This is a genomic window from Streptomyces sp. NPDC002896 (assembly GCF_040295225.1).
GTDB lineage: Bacteria > Actinomycetota > Actinomycetes > Streptomycetales > Streptomycetaceae > Streptomyces.
Genome location: NZ_JBEOVA010000019.1, coordinates 62,040 through 88,233 on the forward strand (window position 1 = coordinate 62,040; position 26,194 = coordinate 88,233).

The window sequence follows — 26,194 nt, forward strand, 5'->3', positions numbered from 1 at the left end:
GCGGTCACCGTCGGCCCTCCCGTACCCGCGCCTCGAGGTGGACGAGGATGCGCTCCAGGTCCTGGACGTCCCGCTTCAGTACGGCTTGGAGGCGGGTCCGCAGCCGTTCGTTGTGCAACAGCCCCTCGGCGGCGGGCAGGTCGAGGAAACGGCTGCCCGCCGGTTCGCCTCGGCGTTGGCGCAGCGCGCACTCCCGCAGCCATTTCAGATAACGGGCTCCGGCGCCGGTCTCGTACAGGAGCCTGGCCATGCCGCTGTAGAGATCTTCCTGCTGGGGCCGCACGACGGCCGCAGCCACCTGGGGCAGGGTCCAGTGGCCGAGCTCCACCCAGCCGAAGCCCTCGGACCGGCGCAGGCCGAGGCCGTGGTCGCGCAAGGAGGCCAGTCCTTCCCTGCTCGGAGTGCTCGCCAGACGCAACTGGAAGACGCTGCCTGCGGACACGGCCAGCTCCTCGGCCTTGGGAAGGTTGGTGAGCGCGTTCCAGCCGTTGACCCGTTCGCGGCGGATCCAGCTGCGGTCCACCGTCACCTTCGTGCCCAGTAAGGAGGCGAGCAGTACGGTGTCCGGCCGGTCGGTGGGCCGCCCGGCCGCGTCCACCAGGATCGCGGGGGCCGTCAGCCGCACGACGAGCGTTCCGTCGACGACCAGCTCCGCGGGATCGGGGAGTGCGGCGGCGTCGTCCGGGCGGGCGCTGTACTCGGCGGCCCCGGCGGTGCTCCGCCGCCCGCCGATGTGCAGGGCGTGGGCGGCGAGGAGCCATTCCGTGCCCGCTGCCGAGGTGTCGGTGATACGTCCGCTGAGTTCGCGCGGTTCGCCGCCGTCCTTGAGGTGGCTCAGCGACCGCCGCGTGAACAGCTTGCCGTCCGCGGCCCGTTCCTCCTCGGTCAGCGCCACCCGGGTGTTCTCCACCACGGGCGCGGCCGTACCGAAGAATTCCACCTCGCCCTTGCCGGCGACCAGCGGCCCGCCGCAGCGGCGGCAGCGCGGGCGGTCAGCCGCACCGCCTCCGGCGGCGGCCATGTCGGCGTACTCGCTGTGGCACTCCCGCTGGGGCCGGTACTTGCACCGGTACACCGACAGCGGGACCACCGCGGACACCGGGTCGAAGAGCGGGCCGTACCGGACCGGGCCTTCGAAGAGGTGCACGAACTCAGCCCGGCGGGCGGGTGACGCGCCCTGTGGCGGCCCGTACTCACGGATCCATACGGCGGCCAGGGCGCCGCGCAGCACGGAGCCCGGGATGTGGCGGTAGGTCTCGATCGGTGCCGTACCGCGCGGGCGGCGGCCGAGGGCGGCGGGCTGGGCCAGCCGCAGGGTCACGTCAGGCATCACGGCTCCGCAGATCCTCGAAACGGGCGAGGAGTTCGTCGTCCACCGGCGGGTCGAGGGGGGTGCAGGTGACCCAGCCGAGTCCGCGGCGCCGGTCCGCGCCGAGCGCGTGGACGCCGGCTGCGGCACAGGCCAGGACGGTCAGATGGGTGCGTTCGTCGTCCGCGGTCAGCGGGCCGGTGCGGGTGACGCTGAAGGAGGCCGTTCGGGCCCAGATCTCCTCGGCGAACAGCAGGTGGTTCTTGCGTGCCGCCCCCGTGTTCGGGTCGATGGCGATCCTGGCCCGCTGCGTGACGACCGGGACGTCTTGCACGGTGGCGCCGCTCCAGTGCCATCGTGAAGGGCGGCGTGCGGCGCCGAACACCGCGTCGAGCAGTTCCTTGCGTTCCGGGAGCAGCAGGGCCGCCGAGGCCCTCATCACGCCCTTGAGCGAGGAGGCTGGCAGCAAGTCAAGGTCGTCCACGGTGTCGTTCGCCCCGGCGGCGGCCCGCCCGGTGCTGACCCTGAAGGGGCCGTGGAAGTCGATACGTACCTTCATCGCCACCACCGCACGATCCGCAGCGCCTGCTCGAGCGGGATGGCGGGGGCCGCGCCCGTCGCCGCGTCGGGCCAGAAGGGCGCGATCACGTCGCGGTGGCCGAGCCGGTCGACGGTGTTGCGCACCCACAACTTCTCCTCTGGTGTGCGGTCCTGCAGCTGCCCGGCCAGATTGGCCCGCAGGGAGGCGGGCAACGCGGCCAGCGCATCCAGCTGGGGGGCCGAGGCTTCGAGCGTGGCGAGCGTGACCGGCGGCGGTAGGTCGTCGCCGCCCTGCCCCTCATCCGTGATGTCGAGGAAGTCCACCGCCGCCTCTGCACCCCGCACTCGCGCCTTCGCTGCGCGCAGCCGCGTCTCGGCCTCCTCCACAACGAGGTGGAAGGGGTACGTGGCCCGCGCGAAGACCAGGCCCGCGGACGCCGACAGTCGCGGCAGATCCGGTATCCCGGCCCGCTTGCGGGTCTCTTCCACCAACCGTCCGAACACGGCGAGATAGTGGCGGGTGAACTGCCAGGCGCGGTCGGCTGGCAGGCTCACCAACACGTCGTCGCCGCCTACCAGATGCGGTACGACCCACAGCAGGGCGCCGTCGTCGGGCCGTCGCACCGCCCGTGCCGCTTCGGTGAGCGCGGTGCGGGTGTGGGTGTTGAGGTCCTTGGAGATCTGCGTCTTGAGCGTGGCGTCGTTCCTCTTGCCGCTCTGGGCGAGGTGGTGGAAGAAGTCACCGAAGGCGTTGCCGTCGATGAAGACGGTGCCGAGGTGGTTCCGGTCGGTGTCTGGTGCGCCGAGTCCGGCCAGGTCGCCGAGGTCTTCCGCGGTACAGGGGACGCCGAGCGTGCTGGCGAGATCGTTCTCAGCGCCCTCGCCCGCGGCCCTGACTTTGCGCGAGTACCGCATCTCGCAGTCGGCGCAGGCATCGCGGGCGTCGTCGGCGGCGACGCCCGCAGGCAGGCGCGCGGCCGCCGGATCCTGATGGCAGACCTGGCACACCACGGCGTAGAAGAACTCGTGGGCCGACGGCAGGTCTGCGAGAACGTCGCCACGGGCCAGGCGCGGACCGATGGTGTCGTGGTGCGCATCGAGATACGTCGCCCCGCTTCCCCACACCGCCTGGAACTCCGCGCCCGGCAGCGCCTTGCGCAGATGGGCGAACACATCACGGGCCAGGGCTCGGGCCACACCCTCATCGCCGTGCTCCAGCACGAGGTTGACGACGCCATCGGCCTCGCCCGCCTCGGTGTTGACCCGGGCGCGCCTGTGCAGCACCGGGTGTCCGTCGGTGAGGCGGGTGGCGTCGACGATCGCGGCGCTCGCCCCTCGCCGCCCCTTGAGCTGGGGCGTACGGGCGAGATAGCTCTGGATACGGACGGCTGACACGTCCAGGTAGAGGGACTCCATCAGCGTTGGCCTCCCCTGCCGGGCGTTCCTCTGCGCGGGGCGTGGCCGCGCTGGCTGGGCGGTGCCGGTTTCGGCCGGGTTCCGCCGGGTGGCCCGCCCTCCGCACCGGGGCGCTGCGGCTGCTGTTGCTGCTCTCGCTGCTGCGGCGCACGCGCACCGTGGCCGGTCCCCCGGTGCTCACGGCCGAGCACCGGGAGGGTCTGGTCGGCGCCGGTCGGGTCGGGGAGCGGGATGAGCGGATAGGTGCCCTTCCTCTCCTCGTAACCGCGCGACTGGGTCCAGAACTCGAATCCCGCGGCGAGACCCGTCTTACCCGACGTGATCTCACCGCGCGGAAGGGGCTGCTCAGGCGGATACCACACGGTCCCCGGCTCCACGCGATCCAGCGTGAGGGCCGCCGCCGCGGCCGGCCAGATCGCCGACACACCGCTGTCCACCCGCTTACGGAAGGCCGCCACCGCCTCGGCGACCGAGACGTCCGGGGCGTCGCCGCCCGCGTAGCGGGAAGCCGCATCGTCGATCTGGAGCCCGCTGATCTCTGCCGTACAGGTGCCGAATCCGAAGGGCCGTCCGCCGCCGACCGCAAGGCCGATACCGGTGCCCTGCTCGCCGGCCTCCAGCAGAAGCTGCGGGGCGAGCGCCGCGAGGACCGCGCCCAGCTCCGCCGTATCCAGACCGCTGAAGTGCACGCTGAATCCGAAGCGGGCACCAGGAAGGACGGCTTCGGCGGTGGAGGCCATCTTGCTGTCCCAGTCCCGGTTCTTGACGCGGAACAGCGGCCGTTCCTGGTGGCGCCCCGTCAGCCAGTACTGCTTGCGACCGCGAAACCGGCGCACCCCGCCCTCGCGCGGTGTGTCGGCTCGCGAACCCCATTCCCTCAGGGCAGTCGCGTAGAGATCGGGGCGAGTCGTCCGGTGCTCCAGGTAGAACTGACCGGCCCCAGGCCTCGGCGCGCCCAGCGGCGCCAGCTTCTCCTCCCGTACGGTGACGGCGGCCAACGGGCGGGCGTCGGAGAACCGCAGGTGTCCGCTGTACGCCTGCTGCTCACTCTCCGGGCCGTCGGAGCCGTTGGTGTCGGCGGAGCCGAAGACCCGGCACGTCGGGCACAGCTGCTCGGCGTCTTCGCAAGGGCGCAGGACGGGAGGCACCCGCTCGGCGGCAGGGTGTTCGCTGGCGTGCCGCCAGATATGGGACAGCGCCATGCCCTCGGTGACCGTCTTCTCAATGGCGGCGAGTCCGACCGAGGTGGTCTCCACTGCCGTGCGCACCCAGATGACCTGGCCCTGGTGCAGCACGGGCCGTGCCTCGTGGCGCTTGCCGACGAGCCGTTCGCCATCCCCGTACTGGTATGTCACGTCGGCGGACTGCGGCTTGTCCGTACGCAGCTTCTTGTCGCGGCGCGCCCGCCGGACGTCGTCCGCGCCTGCTACCGACCGCTGGAAGTCGTCCCATGCCTTGTCGGTCACTCCGGGGACGAGGCTGTCCTGCCCGTCGGCAAGCTCGCCGACGGCGCACAGGAAGGACTTGTACTTCTTCCGGGCCCCGCTGCCGGTGACCAGCACCACCCAGTCGTCGCCCGGCCTGACCCAGTGGTCCTTGGTCGCTTCGTTGCGCCATGTCTCCTGGCGCCCCTTGCCGTATTTCTTCTCTTCCCAACCGCTGATATGCACTGTTGCGCCAGTGACCACTTTGTCCACTCCGCCGAGGAGCTCGGCGAGGCGCCGGGCCGGTACCCAGGCCACAGTGGAGCACAGCCGCAGCCTGGTGGGGCGGCCCTCGTGGGTCTCGTCGACGACGGCGAGCGTCCAGTCGTCGTCGCGTGCCTGCACCGGATCGCGGTAGCCGGGCCGGAAGTCGGCGTCGAAGACGCGCAGGCAGCCGCCGGAGAGGAGCTCGTGCAGTGAGCGGACCATGCCAGCCAGCGATGACCCGGGTAGGAAGGGCACCGCTTCGCCCCGGGTTCCGGGGAAGGTTCGGCGGGGAAACCGATCGGCCTGATCGCTGTGTGCGTCGCTGCGCCGGACTCCCCGCAGGAGTAACGGGCTACGCGCCGTCAGCTCCACGTTGATCCGGCCGGTGTAGCGTCCGGCCGCCAGCCGTGCGTGCCCGGCCGGCGCACGCCGGAAGCCGCTCTCGTCGGCGACCTCGGGGAATGGTACGAAGGTGTAGGGATTGACGAACCTGTCGTGTCCGGGGTGCTGCGCGCTCACGCCGTGGCTCCCGTCGTCCGCGTCTGCTGGGGAAGCGGTGTGCGTACGGGCGGTACGTACGGCACCAGCTCGGTCTGCCGCCCGATCACCGCGCCCAGTGCCAGGACGATGGTGGCGGGCGCGTCGGTGAAGAGTACGCCGCGCACCGGACCCGGACGGCTACTCCGCCCGCTCCACTCGTCGAGCTTGCACTTCCAGTGGTGGGCGACGTACCTGATCAGAGCCTCGTAGGCGGCGGCCCGGTCGGGGATGTTGCCGGAGCGGGTGTCGATGACGAGGGCTCCGAGACAGCGGTTCTCGGCGGGAGTCGTGCCTTCGGGGAAGACGTAACCGCCGCCTCTGCGCGGGTCCGCACCGACCCCTGTCCGGGCCGCTTTCACGGCGTCCTCGACCATCGTCGCGTTGTCCGAGACCCGCAGGACAAGGGCGATCCGCTGAACGCGGGCGCTGTCCTCGGAGTCACTCTCGATGCCGTCCTCGAACTGCCGCCACTCGGGCTCCGCCGCCGGGTCCCTCGTCAGCACCTCTCGCAACTCGGTCTGGTCGTTCGCGTCCGGTACGGCCTTGAGACGGCTGTCGAGTCCGACGGCCGGGAACACCGACTTCCCGCGCTCCTCCGACAGACCCATAAGCTGCGCCCTTATCGTTGCCAGAGTCGCGACGGGTTCCCGTACGTGTGCGTGCGCTTGCGTCGGAGGCTCTTCGGCCGGTGCGCGCCCATCGGGCTCGGCGCTCTCGGCGTACACATCGACGGTGTCGTGCAGCTGGAACTTCAACAGCTGGCCGAGCCGGTAGGCCTCGGGAAGCCGGGCGGTGATGTAGAAGGACACCGACTGAGGGGCGCCCTGTCCTTCGGTCTCCTCGGCCAGCCTCGCCTGCATCACCCGGAAGGCCAGCTCGGTCCGGTCGGCAACGGTCACCCCGCGCAGCATCCCCTCCACGTCCACGGTGAAGCACGTCGAGTGCTTCCGCCGGGCATCGGCCTTCATCAACTCCAGCCGCGACCGGTCCGCGCCCGGCCCCTGCGGCATGTAGAGCACGATGCCGGCCCCCTCACGGTGACGCAGCGCATCGGAGAAGAACGCGAGCACCAACACACCGACAACGAGGCAGAGGACCATCCACCACACCGAGGACCCGACTCCCGGCACCGCCTGTACGAGGTCCGGCAACAGACCGAGCGCGAGCGCGCCGCCGAGCGACGCGAAGACCACGGCACGCCCGTCCCCCGACTTCAGAAACTTCCACAGCCGCCCAAACCACCGCGACAACGGCTCACCCCCGTAGGCCACACCGAACCCAGCGGCGACACGGTAGCAATGACGGTGCGTCAGGCAACCATCTTCACTCATCACTCACACCGACGGGAATGGCTCCGGTGACAGCCCACCCTTGAGAGGTCGAGCAGACCGTGATCGCGCGCAGCCACGTACGCGCAGGTCAGCGGGCATGTTGGAGACTGCCGCGGTCTACGTCACACCACATGCGAGCAACGGATGTCGTTCTTGCGGCTCACGGCAGCCGCGGAACACGGTAAGGTCCGAGGCCGACGCCCGGCCCTCTGGACGCCGCGGCCATTTCCGCTGACGCGAAGCCCGCAGGGCATAGGGCAGAAGCGTGCGGTGGGCACCCTGACTTGAAGTAGCGGTCACACACATTCATGCCTCTGTCGAGCCACACCGCGCGGGTGCCGGACGGCGGCGGCACGCTAATCATGAGCCAGCCACAGGGGCGGCAAGGAGCTATGCGAGCCCGTGCCGACCGGCACCCTGGACGCTACGGCTGCAGACCGGGCGTCTGGGATCGATTGAACATGTCAGGGGCATGACCACCGGCTTCTTCGTAGGTCGGGAGGTCTTCGTAATGTGGATGTCGCGATCGGTGCCGTGGGACGGCCGGGCGGGGACGACCAGAGGACGCACGTGATCGACATCAGTGATGTCGGTGTCTTCCTCGGCCTGGACGTCGGCAAGGGCGAACACCACGCCACCGCCGTCACCCCGGCCGGGAAGAAGGCATTCGACAAACGGCTGCCCAACTGCGAACCCAAGCTCCGCGAGGTCTTCAGCGAGCTGCAGGCCAAGCACGGGAGGGTGCTCGTGGTGGTTGACCAGCCGGCCTCCATTGGAGCCCTGCCCCTCGCGGTGGCCCGCGAGATGGGCTGCCTGGTCGCCTATCTGCCCGGGTTGACCATGCGGCGGATCGCTGACCTCTATCCCGGCGAGGCCAAGACCGATGCCCGCGACGCCCTCGTCATCGCGGACGCGGCCCGCGTCATGCCCCACACGCTCCGCACAATCGAACTCGAAGATGAGACCATCGCCGAGTTGGAGATGATCGTCGGCTTCGACGACGACCTGGCCGGTGAAGCCAACCGCATCAGCAACCGGCTCCGTGGCCTGCTCACCCAGATCCACCCGCACCTGGAGCGAGTCCTCGGCCCGCGCGTCCAACACCCGGCCGTGCTCACACTGCTGGAGCGGTTCGGCTCTCCGGCCCAGATCCGCAAGGCCGGACGACGACGGCTGACCAGCCTGCTCCGGCCGAAGGCACCGCGGATGGCCGAGCGACTGGTGGAGGACATCTTCACCGCACTGGACGAGCAAACCGTGGTCGTCCCCGGCACGGACGCGGCCGCACTCATCGTCCCGAGCCTGGCCGGCTCACTAACCACCATCCTCAACCAGCGCAAACTCCTCGCCACGAGGATCGAGGAACTGCTGGAGAGCCACCCTCTTTCCAAGGTCCTGACGTCCATGCCGGGGATCGGCGTCAGGACCGGAGCCAGGATCCTCATCGACGTCCGAGACGCCAGCAACTTTCCCACCGCAGCCCACCTGGCCGCCTACGCGGGTCTCGCCCCGGCGACGAGGAGCTCGGGCTCCTCGATCCGCGGTGAGCAACCGTCCCGGCGGGGAAACAAGCAGCTCAAACGAGCCTTCTTCCTCTCCGCGTTCGCAGCCCTGGCCGACCCGGCCTCCAGGACCTACTACGACAAGAAGATCAGCCAGGGCAAACACCACACCCAAGCCCTGCTCTGCCTCGCCAGACGACGGGCCGACGTGCTCTTCGCCATGCTCCGCGACGGGACCTTCTACGAACCGCGGACCACAACAGCCGTCACATAACCGGCGGTTCAGCCAGGCACACGACACGATCGGCTTCAACATCGAACCCGAGCACCGGATGACCGTAATCGCCCTCCGGATCCATAAGCACCGGCTTGCCCAGCCGCCGACCGATGTCCCGCAGGAAACAGCAGAACAGATCGAATCGCTCCTGGCCCTGAAGCTCCCGCAGATCAACATCGAAGTCGATCTCCTCCGCCGCATGGAAACGGAAAATCGCCAGCACCTCGGTAGACGGCCAGACCTGCAGCTCAGGGCACTCGGCGTCGGCCGGGCGGTAGAGCACAGTCTCCGCCCTCGGCACCGGCAGCCCCGTCTCGCCCTCGGAGTACTGGCACTTCCAGCCGCGCTCACCGACGAGATCGAGGAGTGCCTGCCAGTCCTCCACCGAGGCATCCGGGACACGCACGTCCGGCAGCGACCCCATCAGATCAGGATCGAAGAAGTACGCGACGTCATCCCACAGCAGATCAGACACCCTGCCATGCTGCCTGGCAGCCCATCCCGACGCAGCCCGATTTCCTTGACGAACCACATAGGGGCACCCCCCGAGGCGATTCCCGCGCGAGCCGTTTAGCCAGGTCACGGGCAACGACTCCACCACAGAGTGGCGTGCATCACAGTTCAGGCGATCCGGCGTCGCGCTCCTCGCGCATCGGGCACCATCGACGCAGGTCAGCACCCTCATACGGCGGGAAGCATTTCCGCTGACGCGAAGCCCGCAGGGCATAGAAACAAGGCTCTAGAACAGATAATGAACTAGATGCAACCATAATTTCCGCTGACACGAAGCCGCAGGGCATAGAAACGTGTGGATGTTGCCGATGCCTTCGTCAGTCGTTGCACATTTCGGCTGACGCGAAGCCCGCAGGGCATAGAAGCATCCACCCTAATCTACCCGTCCTTTCGCGTATTTCCGCTGACGCGATGCCCGCAGGGCATAGAAACTCGGAGAACTGGACCTGCCAAATGCTGTGCCGGGGCTTGAACTTCCGCTGACGATAGGCCCGCGCGACGATCTCCATCGCCGCTGGTCAACAGCCCCTCGGGCGGGTAGGGTGCGCAGCGCCACTAAAGCCCGCAGGGTATAGAAACTTGGAGCTGTTGCAGCCACCCAGGACGATGGACTTGATACGCAGCATAACTAAAGCCCGCAGGGCAAAGAAACGCCATCCCGTTCCGACAAGAAGAACTTTACCCACTGCTATGTTCTGTAGGAGTTAAAGCCCAGAGGGCGTAGAGACCGGACCGCACCGGAGAATGCGAGCCAGTCGATCGTTGGTTCAATGGGCAGCAAAGTCCGCAGGGCATAGAAAAAACGCGTCTGTGGTGGAGAAGCAGATCGCTCCGTATGCCGGCACCGGCGCGCACGACCCACGCCTTCGGAGCGACGACGAGCAGGCTGAGGGCCAGCAGAGAGGCGCGGGCGGACCGCAAACGACAGCTGGCGTACGCCGGTCCGGCACTACGGCTGAAGGAGCGACCCACGGCGCATGGAGCCCACCCCCGGAGGCCGTAACCGCCCTCTGTTCAGCAGGCCCTTCCGAGGCGATTCCCGCGCGAGCCGTTTCCGCAGCTCAGCGACGACAACTCCGCCGGAGAGTGGCGCGCGTCACAGTTCAGGTGATCCGGCGTCGCGCTCCTCGCGCATCGGGCACGATCGACGCAGGTCAGCACCCTCGTACGGCGGGAAGCATTTCCGCTGGCACGAAGCCCGCAGGGCATAGAAACCTCCTTTGGTGACGTGAATCGAACTGCACTGACGTGCGCAACACCTCTAAAGCCCGCAGGGCATAGAAACCCAGAATCCCCAGACGTAGGGCTTCTTCTCCATGGGGAGCATTTCCACTAACGCGAAGCCCGCAGGGCATAGAAACCTCGCCGAACTCCTCCTTGACCGTTCACGTGGCGGCCTCATTTCCGCTAACACGAAGTCCGCAAGGCATAGAAACGGGATATTCTCGTACGCCGAACCGAGAACCGACAGCAACACCGATTTCCGCTGACGCGAAGCCCCCAGGGCATAGAAACGCCAGGATGAGAAACCACACTGGGTGCAGCCCGATGTATTTCCGCTGACGCGAAGCCCGCAGGGCATAGAAACAATACTGCGGTGTCGTCGTTGTCAGGCTTCGGTGTGTGCAGCACCGCTAAAGCCTGCAGGGCATAGAAACTCCCGGCGTCCGAAGAAACCATCAGATGACAGGGCTCCGTCGTTCTCGCGGAGTGGCCGGTTTGATCACGTGATGCCCAGGGCCGGTGAGGGGGCGGGTGGTGTTCGCGGGCGTGGTGGCGGAGGTCTGCGGCGATGTTGGTTTGGCACGGTGAGCCGGAGTGCGCCGATGGCCAGGTTCTGCAGGGTGGCCATGGCCCAGGGCGCCGTGCCTGTCCGTACGCGGGAGGCGTCTACCTACCCCAAGGCCCTCGGCGTCAAGGACGCCGTGCGCGTCGCTTGCCATGGCCATGGAACGAAGGACACGCCTGGATCCTCCGTGCCGACGTCGCCGACTGGTTCGAGGAGGTCCCGCGCTGGCCGCTCCGCTTTGCTCCGTACGCCGGCACCGGCGCGATTACGACCCACGGCTTCGGAAAAGACGAGCAAGCTGCCGGGCCAGCAGAGAGGCGAGGGTGGACCGCAAGCGACAGCAGGCGTACATACCGTCCGGCACTGTGGCTGAAGGCGGCCCCATGACGCATCGGAGCCCCTTCCCGGAGGCACGCAACCGCCCTCAGCTCAGGAGGCCCTCTCGAGGTGATTCCCGCGCGAGCCGTTTCCGCAGCTCAGTGACAACGACTCCGCCGGAGAGTGGCGTGCATCACAGTTCAGGTGATCCGGCGTCGCGCTCCTCGCGCATCGGGCACGATTGACGTGGGTAACACGAACTACACCCAACTCTGAATGCGGCCCGCTCCTTCCGCCGCCAAGTGTGCGGCGGCATGCCCATGGCCGCTGACACCTCCGCCTCGGTCCTGCTTCGCGACCCAGAGGAATCACCAGAACGCCTCCTTGTGCCGAAGTCCTGAAGTGCTGGTGTCACCGTGGACTTTTCGGCCGTCAGATCCCGTCAGCTGAGCGGGCAAGATGGGGGCCGGGTCGACGAGCGCCATCGCTCCTCACGGGGCATAACCGTCGGCCCACTCTTGTGTACTCTGCCTTGTTCTCGGGTCATCACGATGTGCCGTCTCCGGATCAGTGCTGTGGTGAAAATGCTCATTGTCTCGGAACGCCTTCTCCAGCGCGTGGCGCGGACCGAGGCGCTGGCCTTCCTGGTACGCACGTGTGTACTCGGTTTCGCCGAGTGACCTACGGGCATTCTGGAGGCCGCGTTCCCGGTGGGTGGTCATGAGGGCGAAACCGAAGAGCCGAGGAGCGCCGGACGGGTGCCACACGTGGTCCACGGCCCCGAGCACGATTGCCGCCGAGCGTGCGTCGCCGTAGGAGGAGAGCACCCAGGCCAGGGTCTCGCTGACGGCTGCCTCCCCAATGTGTTCGTCGATCTCCCTGCTGTGGAGGAGTGCACGGTGGAGGAGTTGCAGGGCAGTCTTCGGCCGCCCTGCTGCGCTGTGGTTGACGGCGAGGGCCCATAGCAGCCAGCACCGGTGCCATATGTCTCCTCGAGTCTCGGATAGCGCCAGTGCCTGTTCAAGCAGGGCGGTGGAGCGGGTGTGGTCGCCCTGGAGGACGGCGGCGAAGCCGAGTTGAGCGATGCACTGCTGCTGTGTCATCAGCGAGTCGGACCAGTGCCCGGTTGCCAGGGAGGAGCGCGCGTACCGTGCCGCGGTTTCCGTGTCCCCGGTGACCAGTGCCGCCAAGCTCCGTAACTGCAGAAACGCCGCGGTGAGTTCGGCCCTAGCCGCCCTTTGCGTCGAGCGGTCAGCAGTGCCGGAAGCGGCGGGCATGTCGGCCAGCGCTTGTTTGCTCCGGTTGATCACCTCGTGTGTGCCGTTATGGTCTCCGTGGAGGAGGAGCAGGAAGCCGGCCACCCATGCGGCCCGGCACCATGCGGCAGTGGTCTCGGGGGAGGGAGGTCGCGGATGCCGTTCGAGGATCTCGCGCATCCAGTGTGCGCCCTCTCCCGCATTGGCCGACGTCAGACAGTGCAGCCATAAGCCGAGGGACGCGCGCAGCACAGTCTCCGCGGGCTCACCGGTCGGCGGTGGTGCGGTGACGATCTGCCGCAGGTTGGGGTGCTCGGCGCGCAGGCGACGCAGCCAGTCGGCCTGTCCGGGGGAGCCGTAGGCGATCCCCGCCTGTGCGGCGAGGTCGAGATACCAGGCACGGTGGCGACGCAGGGCGAGCTGTGCTCGGCCGCTCTCCGCGAGGCGCCACGCCGACTTCACCGCCCTCCAGGTCGGCGAAGTCCCCGGACCCCGCCCAGCTCTCCCTGACCGAGCGTCACTCTGATTACAGAGAGCTACTTGTCACTTCGCCGTAGCTTCGGGAGAACAGGGCCCTGACCGAGGATCGAACGAAACACATACCCGCAGCGTCGAAGGTACATGAATGTATTGCGCCAAGCCGCCGTCCTGCTCCTGAGTGCCGGGCTGTTGCTCTCCGGCTGCTCGTCCTCGTCCGACAACCCGGGCGACGAGGGGTACACCGGCCCCACCCTGCCCGCCCGCACCGCCACGATGGACAAGTGGCAGAAAGGTCCGGCCGAGCCCAAGCAGCACAAGCCGTATCCGTACGATATCTATACGCACTGCGGGATCAAGTGGGTGAAGTTCGGCGGCCGTTGGTGGGTCCTCGACTACGTGTTCCCCGGCGTCGAGCAGGTCAAGGGTGAGCCTCCCTCACAGACCACCCAGATGCTCGCCGGCTACATGACCCTGATCGGCCCGGACACTGCCAACTTCGACGCCGCCGGGATGCCCACGATGCAATTCGTACCGACCAAGGACGAACCGCCGGGCTGCGCCTAGGCGCGCGGCCGTGGAGACTCCACCAACCTCGCGCCGTACAGTGAAGGCGCCCTGAGCACACCCAGCGCTGGGAGGCTCGATGAGCGTTTCCTATCGGCACAGCGAAGATCACAGCGGTGGAAGGGAGATCAGGATCTCCCTGACCCGGCTGGAGTCCGAGTGCGTAGGCCGTGATGCCCTGCTCATGGCAGAGCTTCTTGACAGTGCCCTCTGGGCGGTATCGGACAGTTGCCACACCGTCCCGGCCTCCACGCGTACAGGCAGGGGCTGGCCGGTGTGCGGTCGATGGGCAGGCGCGCCCCGGCGAGGGCGACGATCTGGTGCCTGTGGTCGCCGAGGCAGACGCGCTGTCGGTGTCGGTGGCCGCGAGCTGGTCGAGCAGCTGCAGCACGGTCGCCAGGGACGACTTGCCCCAGTGCTCGCCGCCGTCGGGAATCGAGTTGTAGATGTGCACGACCGGGATGAAGTCCACCATCAGGTCGAGGCGGTCCAGGACCTGGCCGTCGGAGCGGACCCGGTAGGCGGCCTTGTCGGCGGGCAGCGAGTACACGTCGTGGACGCCACCGATGTCTTCCAGCAGCCACTCGGCATCCGACAAGTAGCAGGTCGTACCCGAACGGCGGCCGGGCGCCCACGGGTAGGTACGCAGCACGCTGCCGCTCACAGCATCGAGGGTGTCGCCGACGGTCAGCACCGGGTCGCCCTCGGCGCCGACGACCTGCTCACGGATCGCCCGCCCATCCGGTGTGATGCCGGGTGCGGTCGCCGCGCCGATCGGCCCCAGCTCGTAGGTGATGCGCCGCAGCCGTGTTTTCAGGCCGCGCACCGGGTCGGCGGGCAGCTCCCACGCGAAGTGCACCCGGGAGGGGTATTCGGCGGAGTCCTGCTCGCCGTCGTCCCACTCGGGGAAGTAGAACCCGGGTCGTAGGTGCGCAGCAGCACCCGCTGCTTGGCCGGCTCCCACGCCAGAGTGAACACCCCGTCACCGCTGCGCACCGCGCACCGCTCGGCCTGCTGGACGCGTAGCGGCCACAGTTCCTTGTCCCGCCCAGGCACGTAGCCGCTCCTGCAGGTCGGCCGCCAGCACCGCGTCGGCGGGCGGCTTCTCCTGGTCGCCGTGGACCTCGGCGTCGTCGGCGCCGGGCACCACGATGGTCTGCTCCGCGCCCAGCAGATACCCAAGAGTGGTGTCGATCAGCTTCGAGGGGTCGCCCAACTCGCGGCGCTCCACGCCCTCGTGGTCGCCGGTAACGGCGGCGAGCTGCCCGGCCTGGTTGGAGTCGTAGGCGGCCAGCAACTTGTAGGCCGCGAGGCGCCGCCTATCCGGCTCGGGCACCCAGGAGGAGTTGACCTCGGGGAAGGCACGGTGGCCGGGGCGGTGCGGGTCGGCCATCGCCGGTTTGTAGTTGAGCCACGACCAGGCGTCGATGACGAGTTCACGCAGCCTCACGGGTGCCCTCCACGCTGCAAGGCCCCGCGCCCGCGCCGACCAGGATACGGCGCACAGCCGCCTGTGTGCCTTGGGCTGCGCCGCACTCGGCGGCTGCGGCCTGCTGGGTCAGCTTCCCGGAACGTAGGCCATTGAGTCGCAGGATCCCCAGTTGCCGTCGATTCGGCAGATGGGCTGTCCCTTGGTGTCGAAGGACACGGTGGGCGAATACAGTTCCCCGGCCGTCGGGAACGGCTGCCCGGCCGTGCGGGCGTCCTCACGGGCGTGGACCGCGTCGTTGAACACGACACGGGCGCATCCGAACCCCCGTGCCAACGTGGTCTGCTGGACGGCGTTCGGGTACAACCTGAAGGCGTACCGAAGCCGCATGATCCGGACGCTAACACTGCACACTGACAACCCGGGGACGGATCAGCCGCATCCAGCCCCACTGGAACGATACGGCGACGCTCCGCGTCGCCCCCCACAAGACTCGCCTCACCTCCGGCCCTTAGGCCGGAACACCGCGAATGAATCCCGGTAGCCTTTCTCCACCTCGCGTTCGGCACGGCTCTCTTGGTGGCGTCGGCGTTGTTACGCTCCGGCACCTCTTGCTGCGGCCGTGATTCCCGCATTGCCGACGTCACCGGCTCGGAGAGTCGGCGGCGCCGGAGGAGTGGCTGCCGTCTTCGAAGCCCTTGCGGTAGACCGTGGCGACTGCGGTGAGGTGAGGCCCGAGGGGAGCCTTCACGGCGGGCTGCAGCGTCCTGAGCCACCCACCGGCGTCCCGGCCTGCTGTCCGAACTCGTCGTGACGGGCGCGGCTGTTCCCGAGTCGTGACTGTAGACCCTTGGCCGCTCGGGAGGCCTGTGTTCGACTGGCACGCATGCCTGCACAGCCCACGGATCGCCCCGTTCTCCTGAGCGGCCGGCGTCGCTCCGTCGTCCGCTGTACCGTCGCCCTGGTGCTCGCCGCGCTCGCCGCGCTGCTGCCCGGCAGTGTGACGGCGTCCGCGGAACCCACCCCCGATTCCGGGCTCGTGGCGCCGAGGACGTATCACGTGAAGCCGCCCGGCGGCCGCAAGCGCCCCGAGCGGGACAAGCGCATCCACATCCAGTACAGACGCGGCGGCAGCGAGGGAGTGGGCGAGAAAACGGGACGCCTCACGATGGATGTCAGCGGCTCGAAGGAGACGCTGCGGCTGAAGCAGTTCGGCAACGGCTGCAGCAGCACCGGCGAGGTGACCGTGGTGTGCGAAGTCGGCGCGAGCTACAACAGTTGGGCGGACTGGGCGGGCGCGCTTCCCTACGCCGCGCCCGGCAGCAAGGCCGGCGACCGGGGCGAGCTCCACCTGCGCTACCGGGCCCCGGACGGCCACGTTTCCACCGCGACGACCACGGTGGTGGTCGGCGGGCCCATCCTGGAGGTCCGGCGCCCCAAGACCATCGCCGGCGTACGGCCCGGCGCCGAGACCGGCCTGGACCTCGCCGTCCGCAACACGGGCGAGACGACGGCCGACGGCGTGGCCCTGATGGTCGAGGCCGGCAGCGAGCTGACATTGACGCAACGCTTCGCCAACTGCCGCTACACCGAGGGCGACGACGCACCGCGAAACGCCTACTGCACCTTCCCGGACCTGCGGTTGCGCCCCGGACAGACGGTGGTGTTCAGCCCCGGTCTGCGGATACGCACCCCCAGGACACTGGACCACGGCTCGCTGCGCCAATCCGCCTGGCCGCTGGACCTCGGCCCGTACGAGGACGTGCGCGTGCCCGACGGCGGTGAGCCCGGCGACGGCCCGCCGTTGCGAGCGCAGGTGCGCTCGGGCGGCAGCGGGCAGTGGAGCGACGAGCGCGAGGCGTGGACCGAGGTGCGCACGGACAACCCCGCCGACTACGCGGCGATCGGTGCCCACGTGCGGGCGGCCCCGGGCGAAAAGCAGGAGGTGCGGGTCGGCGCCCGCACCGACGGGCCCGGCGAGCCGGGACAGGGCGGAGCGTACGACCTGGTCTTCACGGTGCCGCGCGGAGCCGAGGTGCTGAAGGAGCCTATGGAGGAGATCGACGAGGACGTTTTCGAGCCGTCGTGCCGGCACCAGGGCAACGTCTACACCTGCCCGTTGCGCGTGCACGAACCGGGCACCGAGGAGACCCTCCCGTTCACGCTGAGGTTCGGCAAGGACGCCGGTGACGGTGCCGTCCGGCTCAAGGAGCGTAAGGGCGACGAACCGCCCGAGGACCCCGACACGTCCGACCACACGGCCGCGGTGACCGTGGATCTCGATGCCGCGTACGCGTCCTCCACCACCTCGGGGCACCACGTCGCGTGGGGCGTCACCGGCGCCCTCGCGGCGTTCGTCGTCGCCTACGGGGCCCTGCTGCTGTGGCGACGACGGCAGCAGCACTGACCGCCACGCCGCCGGTCAGCGCGTCGACGACGGCAGACTGCACCTGATGGCAGGCGCCTTCGAAGTCCCGGGCGCGGCTGCAGGTGCGGCTGTAAAGCGCGCCGCGGCCGTTCGTGCGTACGCGGCCAGGACGCACCGAACCCGGCAGCGACCACGGGCCGGCTGCGCCGCCTGCTCTCCCAGTGTAGTCCGCTCCTACCCGTCGGTGAGGCTGAGCGGGCCGCCCGGGCAGGACGAGGACTACCCGATGGTCAAGTTCGGGCATCCCAAGGACCGGCGGGTGGACTTGAAGCAGGTCCAGGCCGGCATCGGGGTGGCCGCCGACGGCGGCGTCCCGGTCTTCTCCCGCGTCCTTTCCGGCGGCGCCGGGGAGGTCTCCCAGGTCGTCGGCGCGATATACAGGCCCTCAAGGCACTCGCCGGCGAGCGACGCCTGCTGATGGTCGCGGACTCCAAGCTGTACTCCTGGGGCAACATCGGTGCGCTGCTGGCCGCCGAGGTGGACTTCATCGCGCCGGTACCGGCGTCCAAGATCGGCGACGAGTTCTGGGCCGGCCTGGACCTCCAGCAGGCCGCGCCGGTGGACTACACCGCCGAGCGGGAGGAGCACCTGCCGCCCGAGCAGCGCGGGCACTACCGCGTCTTTCAGGACATCCAGCGCATCCCCGGGCCACGCAAGCGCGATCCGGTGCTACAGGTGCGCCGGATCCTGGTGCACTCCACCGGTAACGCCGCCGGCCAGCGCCAAGCGCGCACCAAGCGGCTGGCCAAGGCCACAGCCGAACTGGAGAAGGTGCAGCGCGGGGCCGGTGGCCGCTACTACAACATGGCTGAGAAGCTCGCCGCCCGGGTCGGGGTAATCGCCAAGACCCGCAGGGTCGCCTCCTGCCTACGCACCGAGATCGGCACCGACGAGGAGGGCCGGCCGACTCTGGCCTGGCACTTCGACGAGCACATGCAGGCCGTGCAGGCGGCGGCCGACGGCTGGTACGCGCTGATCGCCTCCCGCCCGATCGAGCAGGCCACCCCCGCCCAAGTCCTGCTGGACTATAAAGGACAGGGCGACGCCGAGCGCCGCTACGGCGACTTCAAGGGGACGCTGGCGGTCACCCCGGTGTTCGTCCAGCACAACCGGCGCGTCGCCGCCCTCGTCCAGGTCATCTGCCTGGCCCTGCTGGTGTTCTGCCTGATCGAGCGGCAGGTACGGCAGGCGCTGGAACGCGATGGAGACGGCACGATGCCCGGGATCTACCCGGGCCGCCGCCGAGTGCGGCCCACGGGCCGGATGATCCTGCATCACCTCGGTGAGCTCCAGCTACGCATCCGCGGGGCCACCGACCCGCCCACCATCATCCTCAGCCAGGTCGTCCAGGTCGACCTCCTCGATCTGCTGGGACTCGACGTGCGACGTCCACGCTGGCTGCAGACCTGAACAGCACCCGCAGCGACCCGCGAAATGCGGGGCTAGGACGCCGCTGGGCGGCGGCCATGCCGCGGGCGCCGGTGACGGAGCCCGCGCCGGCTGGCTGGTCCGGCCTTACTTCCGCCAGAACAGGTGGTGCGTCACGCCGCTCGGGCTGGGCACGACGTCCTGGTGGAACCGGTCGAGCAGCTCATCGGGGGACTCCCACAGCCGGGCCCCGGAGCCGAGCTTCGTCGGCGCGACCGCCACATGCAAGGTGTCGAGGAGGTCGGCCTCGAGGAACTGCCGGATGATCGTGGCCCCACCGCCCAGCCGGACGTCCTGGCCCTGCGCTGCCTCCTTCGCCTGGGCGAGCACCGCGGCCGGGTCGCCGTCGACGAAGTGGAACGTGGTGTCGGAGAGCGTGAACGACGGGCGCTTGTGGTGCGTCATGACGAACACCGGCGTGTGGAACGGGGGCTCGTCACCCCACCATCCCTGCCACTCGTGGTCCTGCCAGGGCCCGCGCTGCGGCCCGAACTTGTTGCGGCCCATGATCTCGGCGCCGATGTTGCGGGCGTAGTCCCGCGTGAAGTAGTCGTCCAGACCTCGGCTGCCACCGGGTTCGGAGCGGTTGATGGGTGGGTGGTCGGTGGCAAAGGCCCAGGCGAGCAAGTTCCCCGGATCGGCATGGCCGAACGGCTTCTCGAGGCTCTGGCCCTCGCCGGCGCCGAACCCGTCGCTCGAGACGGTGAAGTTCTGGACCCGCAGCAACTGGCTCATGTCGCTCCTCCTGCTTCGCACTTTCTGATCACCTGACGAACGGTAGACCGGCCGGGCCGGGAAAACTCATCGCCGCATCGTGCAGTTCTCATCGAGCTCCCGCAGCCGCGCGCAGGGCGACGACTCCCCGTGGTCATCCCCCGGCGCGGCCGCGTACCCCTCACCGGGCGAGCGTCCAGCGGAAGCGGGGGGGCTTCCGGCCCTTGCTTTCGCCGCGGGCGGCCGCAGCCTGGTGGGCCAGCTCCCGGTTGGCCACCAGCACCTCGATCACCTGGCCGTGCGTCAGCTCCGCCCGGGGATCGGGCGGGCAAAGGGCATCGACGATCCCCGCAACATCCAGCCGGCGCAGAAACTCGGCAGCGACGGGCAGAGCGCCCAAACGCTTGGTCACCACGGACTCGATCACGCACTCCATACGGGGGCGTTCCGTTCGTGGCCGCGGGGACCGGGAAGTCATCGACACACCCGATCCAACGTTGACAGGCCCGTGCCGGACACTGCCCGGCCCCGCTCCTCCAGCCGAATCAGCGACCCGCGAAATACGGGACTAGTCCCCTGGTCGGCGGCACTCGATCCCGATACAACAGCGCGTCGCCTGATGTTCGCCTCTCCGTCACCCGTCAACGCGATAGATCGGCAAGCATCTATCTTCTATTCGCGGTATGCCGAGGGAGAACTACGGTGCAGCGCCCACGTCCGAGACCTAGGGCCCGAAGGGTCATTCCGATAGCCGCCGTTTCCATGGCGGCCGTGCTGCTGGCGGGATGCGGATTCGTGGGCTCGGAGGACGGGGACGGTCGTCCGTCCGCCACGCCTGCTGCGGTCGCCGACATCGCGTGCGCCAAGAAGGGGAAAGTCCCCGGCTCGGGATCAACCGCCCAGCAGAACGCCATGAAGTACTGGATCAAGCAGTACCAGCGTGCCTGTCCTGGCGTGCAGATCGCCTACAACCCCATTGGTTCGGGTGCTGGTGTTGCCCAGTTCCTGCGGGGAGCTACTGCGTTCGGGGGCTCCGACAGCGCGCTCAAGCCCGAAGATGTCGAATTGTCGTCGAAGGACGTCTGCCCAGGCGGCAGAGCCATCGACCTGCCGATGGTTGGCGGCCCCATCGCGATCGGCTACAACCTGGTCGGCGTGGACGACCTTGTGCTGGACGCCCCGACTCTCGCCAAAATCTTCGACGCCCAGATCACGACCTGGAACGACCCAGCCATCCGGAAGCTGAACCCGGACACCAAACTGCCATCCATACGGATTCACCCCGTACACCGATCGGACGACTCGGGGACGACTCAGAACTTCCAGGCCTACCTCTCCGGGGCCGCCCAAGAGGTGTGGCAATACCCGGCGGAGAAGACCTGGCATGGCCGGCTCGGCGAGTCCGCAGAAGGGTCGAGCGAGGTTGCCTCGGTGGTCAATTCGACCGAGGGTGCCATCGGCTACTTCGAGCTCTCCTTCTCCGCCGCCCTGAAGATCGACACGGTCAGCATCGACACCGGAGCACCCGAGCCCGTGGCGCCATCACCGAAGACCGCATCCGCCGGCATCGCCACAGCCGAGGTCGCGGGCAAGGGCAAGGACATGACCTTGAAGTTCGACTACGCGACCCATAAAGAAGGCGCATATCCGATCGTCCTGATCAGCTACGAGATCGTGTGCGACACGGGGAACCAGGCCGCGACCCTCCCGGCCCTCAAGTCGTTCCTGACCTACACCGCGAGCGAAGAGGGCCAGAAGCCGCTGGCCAAGATTCACTATGCGCCGCTGCCGGACTCCGTCGCCGCAGAGGTTCGCAAGGTCGTACGGACGCTGTCCTGACCGCTTGCGGCAGGCGTTTCCCTCGGATTACCTCCGGACCCCATGAGGATGCCAGCACGGGTGGCTGCGGTTCTGCTATGCGTGCCAAGGCATGCGGGCGCACTCTGCCGCATCGGCGGATCCCGGGCAGAATGCGGACGCATGACACAACCCACGACGGACTGGTCGCAGCTCACGCATGCATATGGGTCGGCAGACGACATACCCGGCCTCTTCGCCCGACTCGACGGCGGGCAGGAGGACGAGAAGGTCTGGCACGCCCTCTGGTCAGCACTCTGCCACCAAGGAACCGTGTACGAGGCCAGTTACGCCGCCTTGCCGACCCTCGCAGACATCGCCACTGGCCGCGCGTCGGGCGCTCGGAAGGAAGCGGTGCTCATGGCGGGCGTGATCGTCGCCGAATCCGGCGCGGAACAGCGCGCCTATTACGCCGCCGAGGTCACCGAGTTGCTGTCTGCGGCCCGCGTCTGTCTGACCGCCGCCTCCGCCGACGCACCGGAGACGTTCGTGTACCTGGTGCAGTGCCTGCTGGCGTTTGAGGGCGTGCCGATCTGGTCTCAGCGACTTGAACTGCTGTTTGAGGAATTCGAGGCCGAGTGCCCTGAGTGCGAGGCGCTCACCGGCATCCTGCTGGGCGAATACTCGAACGAGTGTGATGCCGATCTGCACCCGGCGCGCCCGGGCGAGCTGACAGGCATCGGCGCCCGGGTGCACAACATGGCGCGCGACGCCGGCCACGACCAGGTCGCCGAGTGGGTGACCCACCTCTTCGGGCAGGTGACGTGCCCGGAGTGTGAGACCACGTTCACGATCCCCGAAGGTATCGCCAACTACTAGGCCGGCCCCGGCTCGTCAGGGGTGTCATAGCAGTTCAGCGATCTCGCGGGCCGCGTCGCGCGCGGGTCGGCCGACACCGATCAGGGTGGCCGAAGCAGGGCCGGTCCAGTCGCCGTAGCCGAGGAGATGGAGGCGGGGCTCGGCCACGGCCCGGGTGCCGATGGTGGGGATGTGGCCGCGTCGGCCCCGGATCTGGAGCGGCGCGAGATGGGAAAGGGTCGGTCGGAAGCCTGTGCACCAGATGACGGCGTCCGCCTCGGCGCTGGTGCCGTCGGCCCATACGACTCCGTGGGCCGTGAGATGCGTGAACATCGGCGACGCCTTCAGCAGCCCGGCATCACGTGCTTCCCGCACCGGCGGGACGGCGACGATGTCGCCCAAGGACGCAACGCCGCCGGAATCGGTCCGGCCCTCGTCCAGGGCGCGGCGGCGAGCGGTGGCCACGTCGAAAAGGGCGCGTCCGTCGATGTCGTCGGGGAGGAATCGGGGCGGGCGCTGAGTGACCCAGGTCAGTTCGGTGTCGTACGCGAGGTCAGCGGCGATCTGGGCGCCTGAGTTGCCGCCGCCGACCACGATGACCCGTCGCCCAGCGAAATCGCGTGGGCCGCGGTATTCGACGGTGTGCAACTGGCGCCCGTGGAAGCCGGATCGCCCTGGGACGGCGGGGAGGAAGGGCCGCCACCAGGTGCCCGTGGCGCTGATGACGGCCCGAGCGAGCCACGTGCCGGAGTCGGTCTCGACGCGCAGGCACTTGCCGTCACCGCCTGCGCGGTGGACTCCCTTGACCCGGACGGGGCGTCGCACGGGGAGGTCGTAGCGCCGCTCGTAGTCGGCGAGGTAGGCGACCACGTGACGCGCGTCCGGATACGTCTCGCCGACCTGTACGGGCATCGGGCGCCCGGGTAGCGAGGAGTAGGCGGCCGGAGAGAACAGATGCAGGGAGCCCCAGGCGTGCTGCCAGGCGCCGCCCGCCTCGGCCTGGGCGTCGAGGATGACGAAGTCCAGGCCGAGGCGGCGCAGGTGGTAACCGGCGGCGAGCCCTGCCTGGCCGCCGCCGATCACCACCACGTCGACGTGGTGGGTCATGAACTCAGCGGGGCTGCCGTGAACTTCTTGCGCCAGGCCAGGGACACGTACACGAGCGCGACCAGAACCGGGACCTCGATGAGCGGGCCCACGACTCCGGACAGGGCCTGACCGCTCGTCACCCCGAAGGTGGCGATGGCGACCGCGATGGCCAGTTCGAAGTTGTTGCCGGCGGCGGTGAACGCGAGGGTGGCGGTGCGGTCGTAGGCGAGGCCGATGATCTTGCCGAGGGCGAAGGTGCCGAACCACATGATGGCGAAGTAGGCGAGCAGCGGCAGCGCGATGCGGGCGACGTCCAGCGGCTGCGAGGTGATCGTCTTCCCCTGCAGGGCGAAGAGGATGACGATGGTGAAGAGCAGGCCGTACAGCGCCCAAGGGCCGATCTTCGGCAGGAAGTTGGACTCGTACTTCTCACGGCCCAGCTTCTGCTCGCCGATGCGGCGGGTCAGGAACCCGGCGAGGAGCGGGATGCCGAGGAAGATGACGACGTTCAGGGCGATCTTCCACATCGAGATGTCGAGGTGCTGACCGTCGCCCAGGCCCAGCCAGCCCGGCAGCAGGTCGAGGTAGAACCAGCCCAGCAGGCCGAACGCCAGCACCTGGAAGATCGAGTTCAACGCCACCAGCACCGCGGCGGCTTCCCGGTCACCGCAGGCCAGGTCGTTCCAGATGATCACCATGGCGATGCAGCGGGCGAGCCCCACGATGATCAAGCCGGTGCGGTACTCGGGCAGGTCCGGCAGGAAGATCCAGGCCAGCGCGAACATCACGGCCGGGCCGACTATCCAGTTGATGACCAGCGACGAGACCATCAGCTTGCGGTCGCCGGTGACGGCGTCGAGCTTGTCGTAGCGGACCTTGGCCAGCACCGGATACATCATGATCAGCAGGCCGAGGGCGATCGGCAGGGAGATGTCGCCGATCTCCACCTTCGCCAGCGCGTCGTTCAGTCCGGGGATCGCGCGGCCGAGGCCAAGTCCGACGGCCATTGCGGCGAGGATCCACACCGCGAGGAAGCGGTCCAGTGTGGAGAGCTTCGCGACGACCGAGGATTCCTCCAGGGTCGTGGGTGCTTCGGTGCGGGTCACGGGCAGGCTCGCTTTCGGGAGGTTTCAACGGTCGTACGCGCGGTGTCCGCCAGGTCGCCGAACAGCCCGGCAAGGGAGTCCAGCACCTCAGGGCGAAGCTTGTAGTAGGTGAAGCGGCCGCAGGGCTCGGTCTCCACGACGCCCGCCTCTCGCAGCACCCGCAGATGGTTGGAGAGATTCGTCTGCCGCGCGCCGGTCTCCGCCACGAGATGGCTGGTACAGAGGGTCTCGTGGGCGAGCAAGGTCACGATCTGAAGCCTGAGCGGGTCGGCCAGGACCCGGATCAGTTCAGTGTTGGCTGACGTCATCATGGGCTGATACTCTCACATCAGTGGCTGGTGATGCCACCGGGTACTGATGTCATTCGGTCCTGACCCGTACTGAGACAAGAGAGACCTCGACCATGTCCGAGAAGCCCTCCGTCCTGTTCGTCTGTGTCCACAACGCCGGCCGTTCCCAGATGGCCGCGGCGTGGCTGACCCACCTGGCCGGGGACCGCGTCGAGGTCCGCTCGGCGGGATCCAACCCGGGCAAGGCCGTGAACCCCGCGGCTGTCGAGGCCATGCGCGAGGTCGACATCGACATCTCCGCCGAGACCCCGAAGATCCTCACCGTCGACGCCGTCAAGGAGTCCGACGTCTGCATCACGATGGGCTGCGGCGACACGTGCCCGGTCTTCCCCGGCAAGCGGTACCTGGACTGGAAGCTGGACGACCCGGCCGGTCAGGGCGTCGAGGCCGTCCGCCCCATCCGCGACGAAATCAAGGTGCTCGTCGTGGGCCTGATCGAGGAGATCGCGCCGGAGCCCAAGGCATGAGCACGACCACGGACGCGGGCATACGCAACGTCATCATCATCGGGTCAGGCCCGGCGGGCTACACCGCCGCGCTCTACACCGCCCGCGCCAACCTCGAGCCCCTCGTCTTCGGCGGCGCGATCTTCGTCGGCGGCTCGCTGACGACGACCACCGAGGTCGAGAACTTCCCCGGCTTCCCCGAGGGCGTCCAGGGCCCCGAACTCATGGAGAACATGCGGGCCCAGGCCGAACGCTTCGGCGCCGAGATGGTCGACGACGACATCGTCGCCGTCGACCTGACCGGCGACATCAAGACCGTCACCGACACCGCCGGCACCGTCCACCGCGCGAGGGCCGTGATCGTCGCGACCGGCTCCGGCTACCGCAAGCTCGGCCTGCCCAAGGAGGACGAACTGTCCGGCCGGGGAGTGTCCTGGTGCGCAACCTGCGATGGATTCTTCTTCCGCGACCGCGACATCGTCGTGGTGGGCGGCGGCGACACCGCCATGGAGGAGGCCACCTTCCTCACCAGGTTCGCCAAGTCTGTCACCGTCGTGCACCGGCGCAGCACCCTGCGGGCCTCGCAGGTCATGCAGAACCGGGCGTTCGCCGACGACAAGATCTCCTTCGCCTTCAACAGCGAGATCGCCGAAATCCACGACGATAACGGCATGTTGGCCGGCCTGACGCTGCGCGACACCGTCACCGGTGAGACGCGCAAGCTGGACGCCACCGGATTGTTCATCGCGATCGGCCACGACCCGCGCACGGAACTCTTCACCGGCCAGATGGACTTGGACGCCGAGGGCTATCTGAAGGTGGAGTCGCCCTCGACACGTACGAGCATCCCGGGCGTCTTCGGCGCGGGCGACGTCGTCGACCACACCTACCGCCAGGCCATCACCGCCGCTGGCTCCGGCTGCGCGGCCGCACTGGACGCCGAGCGGTATCTCGCCGCCCTGGCCGACAGGGAGAAGACCGCCGAGCCGGAAACCGCCGCGGCAGCGGTCTGACCGCACGATT

At 68.6% G+C, this 26,194-nt stretch carries 23 protein-coding genes; 9 read left to right on the plus strand and 14 right to left on the minus strand.

The genetic code is table 11. The features are described 5' to 3' along the window. Nucleotides 1-4 precede the first annotated feature (4 nt). From ABT009_RS30265 to ABT009_RS30285, 5 genes are read right to left on the minus strand one after another with little or no spacing between them, the layout of a single operon-like run. Nucleotides 5-1,330, minus strand: a complete 1,326-nt coding sequence (locus ABT009_RS30265) for a type III-B CRISPR module-associated Cmr3 family protein (RefSeq protein WP_351301869.1) — start codon at nt 1,328-1,330, stop codon at nt 5-7. Next, entirely contained in the window at nt 1,323-1,868 is a 546-nt protein-coding gene (locus tag ABT009_RS30270) for an RAMP superfamily CRISPR-associated protein (RefSeq protein ID WP_351301872.1), read from the minus strand. The genes ABT009_RS30265 and ABT009_RS30270 overlap by 8 nt, the downstream gene beginning before the upstream one ends. Next, nucleotides 1,865-3,265: a Cas10/Cmr2 second palm domain-containing protein gene (locus ABT009_RS30275; protein ID WP_351301875.1), complete on the minus strand. Its 1,401-nt coding sequence runs from the start codon at nt 3,263-3,265 to the stop codon at nt 1,865-1,867. Before ABT009_RS30275 ends, ABT009_RS30270 begins: the two co-directional genes overlap by 4 nt. Next, nucleotides 3,265-5,475, minus strand: coding sequence for a TIGR03986 family type III CRISPR-associated RAMP protein (locus ABT009_RS30280; RefSeq protein WP_351301878.1), 2,211 nt, complete (start codon nt 5,473-5,475; stop codon nt 3,265-3,267). Before ABT009_RS30280 ends, ABT009_RS30275 begins: the two co-directional genes overlap by 1 nt. Further along, nucleotides 5,472-6,746, minus strand: a complete 1,275-nt coding sequence (locus tag ABT009_RS30285; protein WP_351301881.1) for a hypothetical protein — start codon at nt 6,744-6,746, stop codon at nt 5,472-5,474. Before ABT009_RS30285 ends, ABT009_RS30280 begins: the two co-directional genes overlap by 4 nt. Nucleotides 6,747-7,397: 651 nt before the next feature. Between ABT009_RS30285 and ABT009_RS30290 the strand changes: the two genes are divergently transcribed. After that, the gene (locus ABT009_RS30290; RefSeq protein ID WP_351301884.1) at nt 7,398-8,603 is read left to right on the plus strand and encodes an IS110 family RNA-guided transposase; all 1,206 of its coding nucleotides are present in this window, start codon (nt 7,398-7,400) and stop codon (nt 8,601-8,603) included. Here the strand turns inward: ABT009_RS30290 and ABT009_RS30295 are convergent. After that, a complete protein-coding gene (locus ABT009_RS30295; protein ID WP_351301887.1) occupies nt 8,596-9,081 on the minus strand; it encodes a hypothetical protein in 486 nt (161 codons plus the stop codon). The genes ABT009_RS30290 and ABT009_RS30295 overlap by 8 nt on opposite strands. 2,636 nt (nt 9,082-11,717) lie before the next feature. Continuing rightward, nucleotides 11,718-12,944: a hypothetical protein gene (locus ABT009_RS30300; protein WP_351301890.1), complete on the minus strand. Its 1,227-nt coding sequence runs from the start codon at nt 12,942-12,944 to the stop codon at nt 11,718-11,720. A 159-nt stretch (nt 12,945-13,103) separates the two neighbouring features. Here ABT009_RS30300 and ABT009_RS30305 point away from each other — a divergent pair, with 159 nt between their 5' ends. Further along, entirely contained in the window at nt 13,104-13,526 is a 423-nt protein-coding gene (locus ABT009_RS30305) for a hypothetical protein (protein ID WP_351301893.1), read from the plus strand. A gap of 982 nt (nt 13,527-14,508) precedes the next feature. Here ABT009_RS30305 and ABT009_RS30310 read toward each other — a convergent pair. Together ABT009_RS30310 and ABT009_RS30315 are read right to left on the minus strand one after the other, a co-directional pair. Then, nucleotides 14,509-14,976 carry a hypothetical protein gene (locus tag ABT009_RS30310; protein WP_351301896.1) on the minus strand — a complete coding sequence of 156 codons (468 nt, stop codon included), beginning with the start codon at nt 14,974-14,976 and terminating at the stop codon, nt 14,509-14,511. A 108-nt stretch (nt 14,977-15,084) separates the two neighbouring features. Then, nucleotides 15,085-15,345 (minus strand): helix-turn-helix domain-containing protein, encoded by a 261-nt coding sequence (locus ABT009_RS30315; RefSeq protein ID WP_351301898.1) that lies wholly within the window; start codon nt 15,343-15,345, stop codon nt 15,085-15,087. A 496-nt stretch (nt 15,346-15,841) separates the two neighbouring features. Here ABT009_RS30315 and ABT009_RS30320 point away from each other — a divergent pair, with 496 nt between their 5' ends. The 3 genes from ABT009_RS30320 (at nt 15,842) to ABT009_RS30330 (ending at nt 18,793) form a co-directional block, all read left to right on the plus strand. Next, on the plus strand, nt 15,842-17,362 hold the full coding sequence (locus tag ABT009_RS30320) for a COG1361 family protein (RefSeq protein WP_351301901.1): 1,521 nt from the start codon (nt 15,842-15,844) through the stop codon (nt 17,360-17,362). A gap of 247 nt (nt 17,363-17,609) precedes the next feature. Beyond that, nucleotides 17,610-17,801, plus strand: a complete 192-nt coding sequence (locus ABT009_RS30325) for a hypothetical protein (protein WP_351301904.1) — start codon at nt 17,610-17,612, stop codon at nt 17,799-17,801. Further along, nucleotides 17,801-18,793 (plus strand): IS1634 family transposase, encoded by a 993-nt coding sequence (locus ABT009_RS30330; protein ID WP_351301907.1) that lies wholly within the window; start codon nt 17,801-17,803, stop codon nt 18,791-18,793. Before ABT009_RS30325 ends, ABT009_RS30330 begins: the two co-directional genes overlap by 1 nt. Before the next feature lie 105 nt (nt 18,794-18,898). Here the strand turns inward: ABT009_RS30330 and ABT009_RS30335 are convergent, their stop codons facing one another. Then, nucleotides 18,899-19,546 carry a dihydrofolate reductase family protein gene (locus ABT009_RS30335; RefSeq protein WP_351301910.1) on the minus strand — a complete coding sequence of 216 codons (648 nt, stop codon included), beginning with the start codon at nt 19,544-19,546 and terminating at the stop codon, nt 18,899-18,901. Between the two features lie 160 nt (nt 19,547-19,706). Then, nucleotides 19,707-19,952, minus strand: a complete 246-nt coding sequence (locus ABT009_RS30340) for a DUF4277 domain-containing protein (protein WP_351301913.1) — start codon at nt 19,950-19,952, stop codon at nt 19,707-19,709. Between the two features lie 335 nt (nt 19,953-20,287). On the opposite strand from ABT009_RS30340, the gene pstS reads away from it, so the two are divergent. Beyond that, nucleotides 20,288-21,364, plus strand: a complete 1,077-nt coding sequence (pstS, locus tag ABT009_RS30345; RefSeq protein ID WP_351301916.1) for a phosphate ABC transporter substrate-binding protein PstS — start codon at nt 20,288-20,290, stop codon at nt 21,362-21,364. A gap of 291 nt (nt 21,365-21,655) precedes the next feature. Beyond that, nucleotides 21,656-22,201, plus strand: a complete 546-nt coding sequence (locus ABT009_RS30350) for a hypothetical protein (RefSeq protein ID WP_351301919.1) — start codon at nt 21,656-21,658, stop codon at nt 22,199-22,201. Nucleotides 22,202-22,225: 24 nt separating this feature from the next. On the opposite strand, the gene ABT009_RS30355 is transcribed toward ABT009_RS30350, so the two are convergent. Genes ABT009_RS30355 through ABT009_RS30365 form a run of 3 tightly spaced genes read right to left on the minus strand, consistent with a single transcriptional unit; the run spans nt 22,226 to nt 24,686 of the window. Next, on the minus strand, nt 22,226-23,287 hold the full coding sequence (locus tag ABT009_RS30355) for an ArsO family NAD(P)H-dependent flavin-containing monooxygenase (RefSeq protein WP_351301922.1): 1,062 nt from the start codon (nt 23,285-23,287) through the stop codon (nt 22,226-22,228). Further along, nucleotides 23,284-24,375, minus strand: coding sequence for an ACR3 family arsenite efflux transporter (gene arsB / locus ABT009_RS30360; protein WP_351301925.1), 1,092 nt, complete (start codon nt 24,373-24,375; stop codon nt 23,284-23,286). The genes ABT009_RS30355 and arsB overlap by 4 nt, the downstream gene beginning before the upstream one ends. After that, on the minus strand, nt 24,372-24,686 hold the full coding sequence (locus ABT009_RS30365; RefSeq protein WP_351301928.1) for an ArsR/SmtB family transcription factor: 315 nt from the start codon (nt 24,684-24,686) through the stop codon (nt 24,372-24,374). The genes arsB and ABT009_RS30365 overlap by 4 nt, the downstream gene beginning before the upstream one ends. 92 nt (nt 24,687-24,778) lie before the next feature. Here ABT009_RS30365 and ABT009_RS30370 point away from each other — a divergent pair, with 92 nt between their 5' ends. Further along, nucleotides 24,779-25,192, plus strand: coding sequence for an arsenate reductase ArsC (locus tag ABT009_RS30370; RefSeq protein WP_351301931.1), 414 nt, complete (start codon nt 24,779-24,781; stop codon nt 25,190-25,192). Then, nucleotides 25,189-26,184: a thioredoxin-disulfide reductase gene (gene trxB, locus ABT009_RS30375; RefSeq protein ID WP_351301934.1), complete on the plus strand. Its 996-nt coding sequence runs from the start codon at nt 25,189-25,191 to the stop codon at nt 26,182-26,184. Before ABT009_RS30370 ends, trxB begins: the two co-directional genes overlap by 4 nt. The last annotated feature ends 10 nt before the right edge of the window (nt 26,185-26,194 follow it).

Bases quoted from the DNA above. Each gene is read 5' to 3' on its own strand.
- ABT009_RS30265 (WP_351301869.1), bottom strand. From the start codon at position 1,330: ATGCCTGACGTGACCCTGCGGCTGGCCCAGCCCGCCGCCCTCGGCCGC.
- ABT009_RS30270 (WP_351301872.1), bottom strand. From the start codon at position 1,868: ATGAAGGTACGTATCGACTTCCACGGCCCCTTCAGGGTCAGCACCGGG.
- ABT009_RS30275 (WP_351301875.1), bottom strand. From the start codon at position 3,265: ATGGAGTCCCTCTACCTGGACGTGTCAGCCGTCCGTATCCAGAGCTAT.
- ABT009_RS30305 (WP_351301893.1), top strand. From the start codon at position 13,104: ATGAATGTATTGCGCCAAGCCGCCGTCCTGCTCCTGAGTGCCGGGCTG.
- ABT009_RS30315 (WP_351301898.1), bottom strand. From the start codon at position 15,345: ATGCGGCTTCGGTACGCCTTCAGGTTGTACCCGAACGCCGTCCAGCAG.
- ABT009_RS30320 (WP_351301901.1), top strand. From the start codon at position 15,842: ATGCCTGCACAGCCCACGGATCGCCCCGTTCTCCTGAGCGGCCGGCGT.
- ABT009_RS30325 (WP_351301904.1), top strand. From the start codon at position 17,610: ATGGTCAAGTTCGGGCATCCCAAGGACCGGCGGGTGGACTTGAAGCAG.
- ABT009_RS30330 (WP_351301907.1), top strand. From the start codon at position 17,801: ATGGTCGCGGACTCCAAGCTGTACTCCTGGGGCAACATCGGTGCGCTG.
- ABT009_RS30335 (WP_351301910.1), bottom strand. From the start codon at position 19,546: ATGAGCCAGTTGCTGCGGGTCCAGAACTTCACCGTCTCGAGCGACGGG.
- pstS (WP_351301916.1), top strand. From the start codon at position 20,288: ATGGCGGCCGTGCTGCTGGCGGGATGCGGATTCGTGGGCTCGGAGGAC.
- ABT009_RS30355 (WP_351301922.1), bottom strand. From the start codon at position 23,287: ATGACCCACCACGTCGACGTGGTGGTGATCGGCGGCGGCCAGGCAGGG.
- ABT009_RS30365 (WP_351301928.1), bottom strand. From the start codon at position 24,686: ATGATGACGTCAGCCAACACTGAACTGATCCGGGTCCTGGCCGACCCG.
- ABT009_RS30370 (WP_351301931.1), top strand. From the start codon at position 24,779: ATGTCCGAGAAGCCCTCCGTCCTGTTCGTCTGTGTCCACAACGCCGGC.
- trxB (WP_351301934.1), top strand. From the start codon at position 25,189: ATGAGCACGACCACGGACGCGGGCATACGCAACGTCATCATCATCGGG.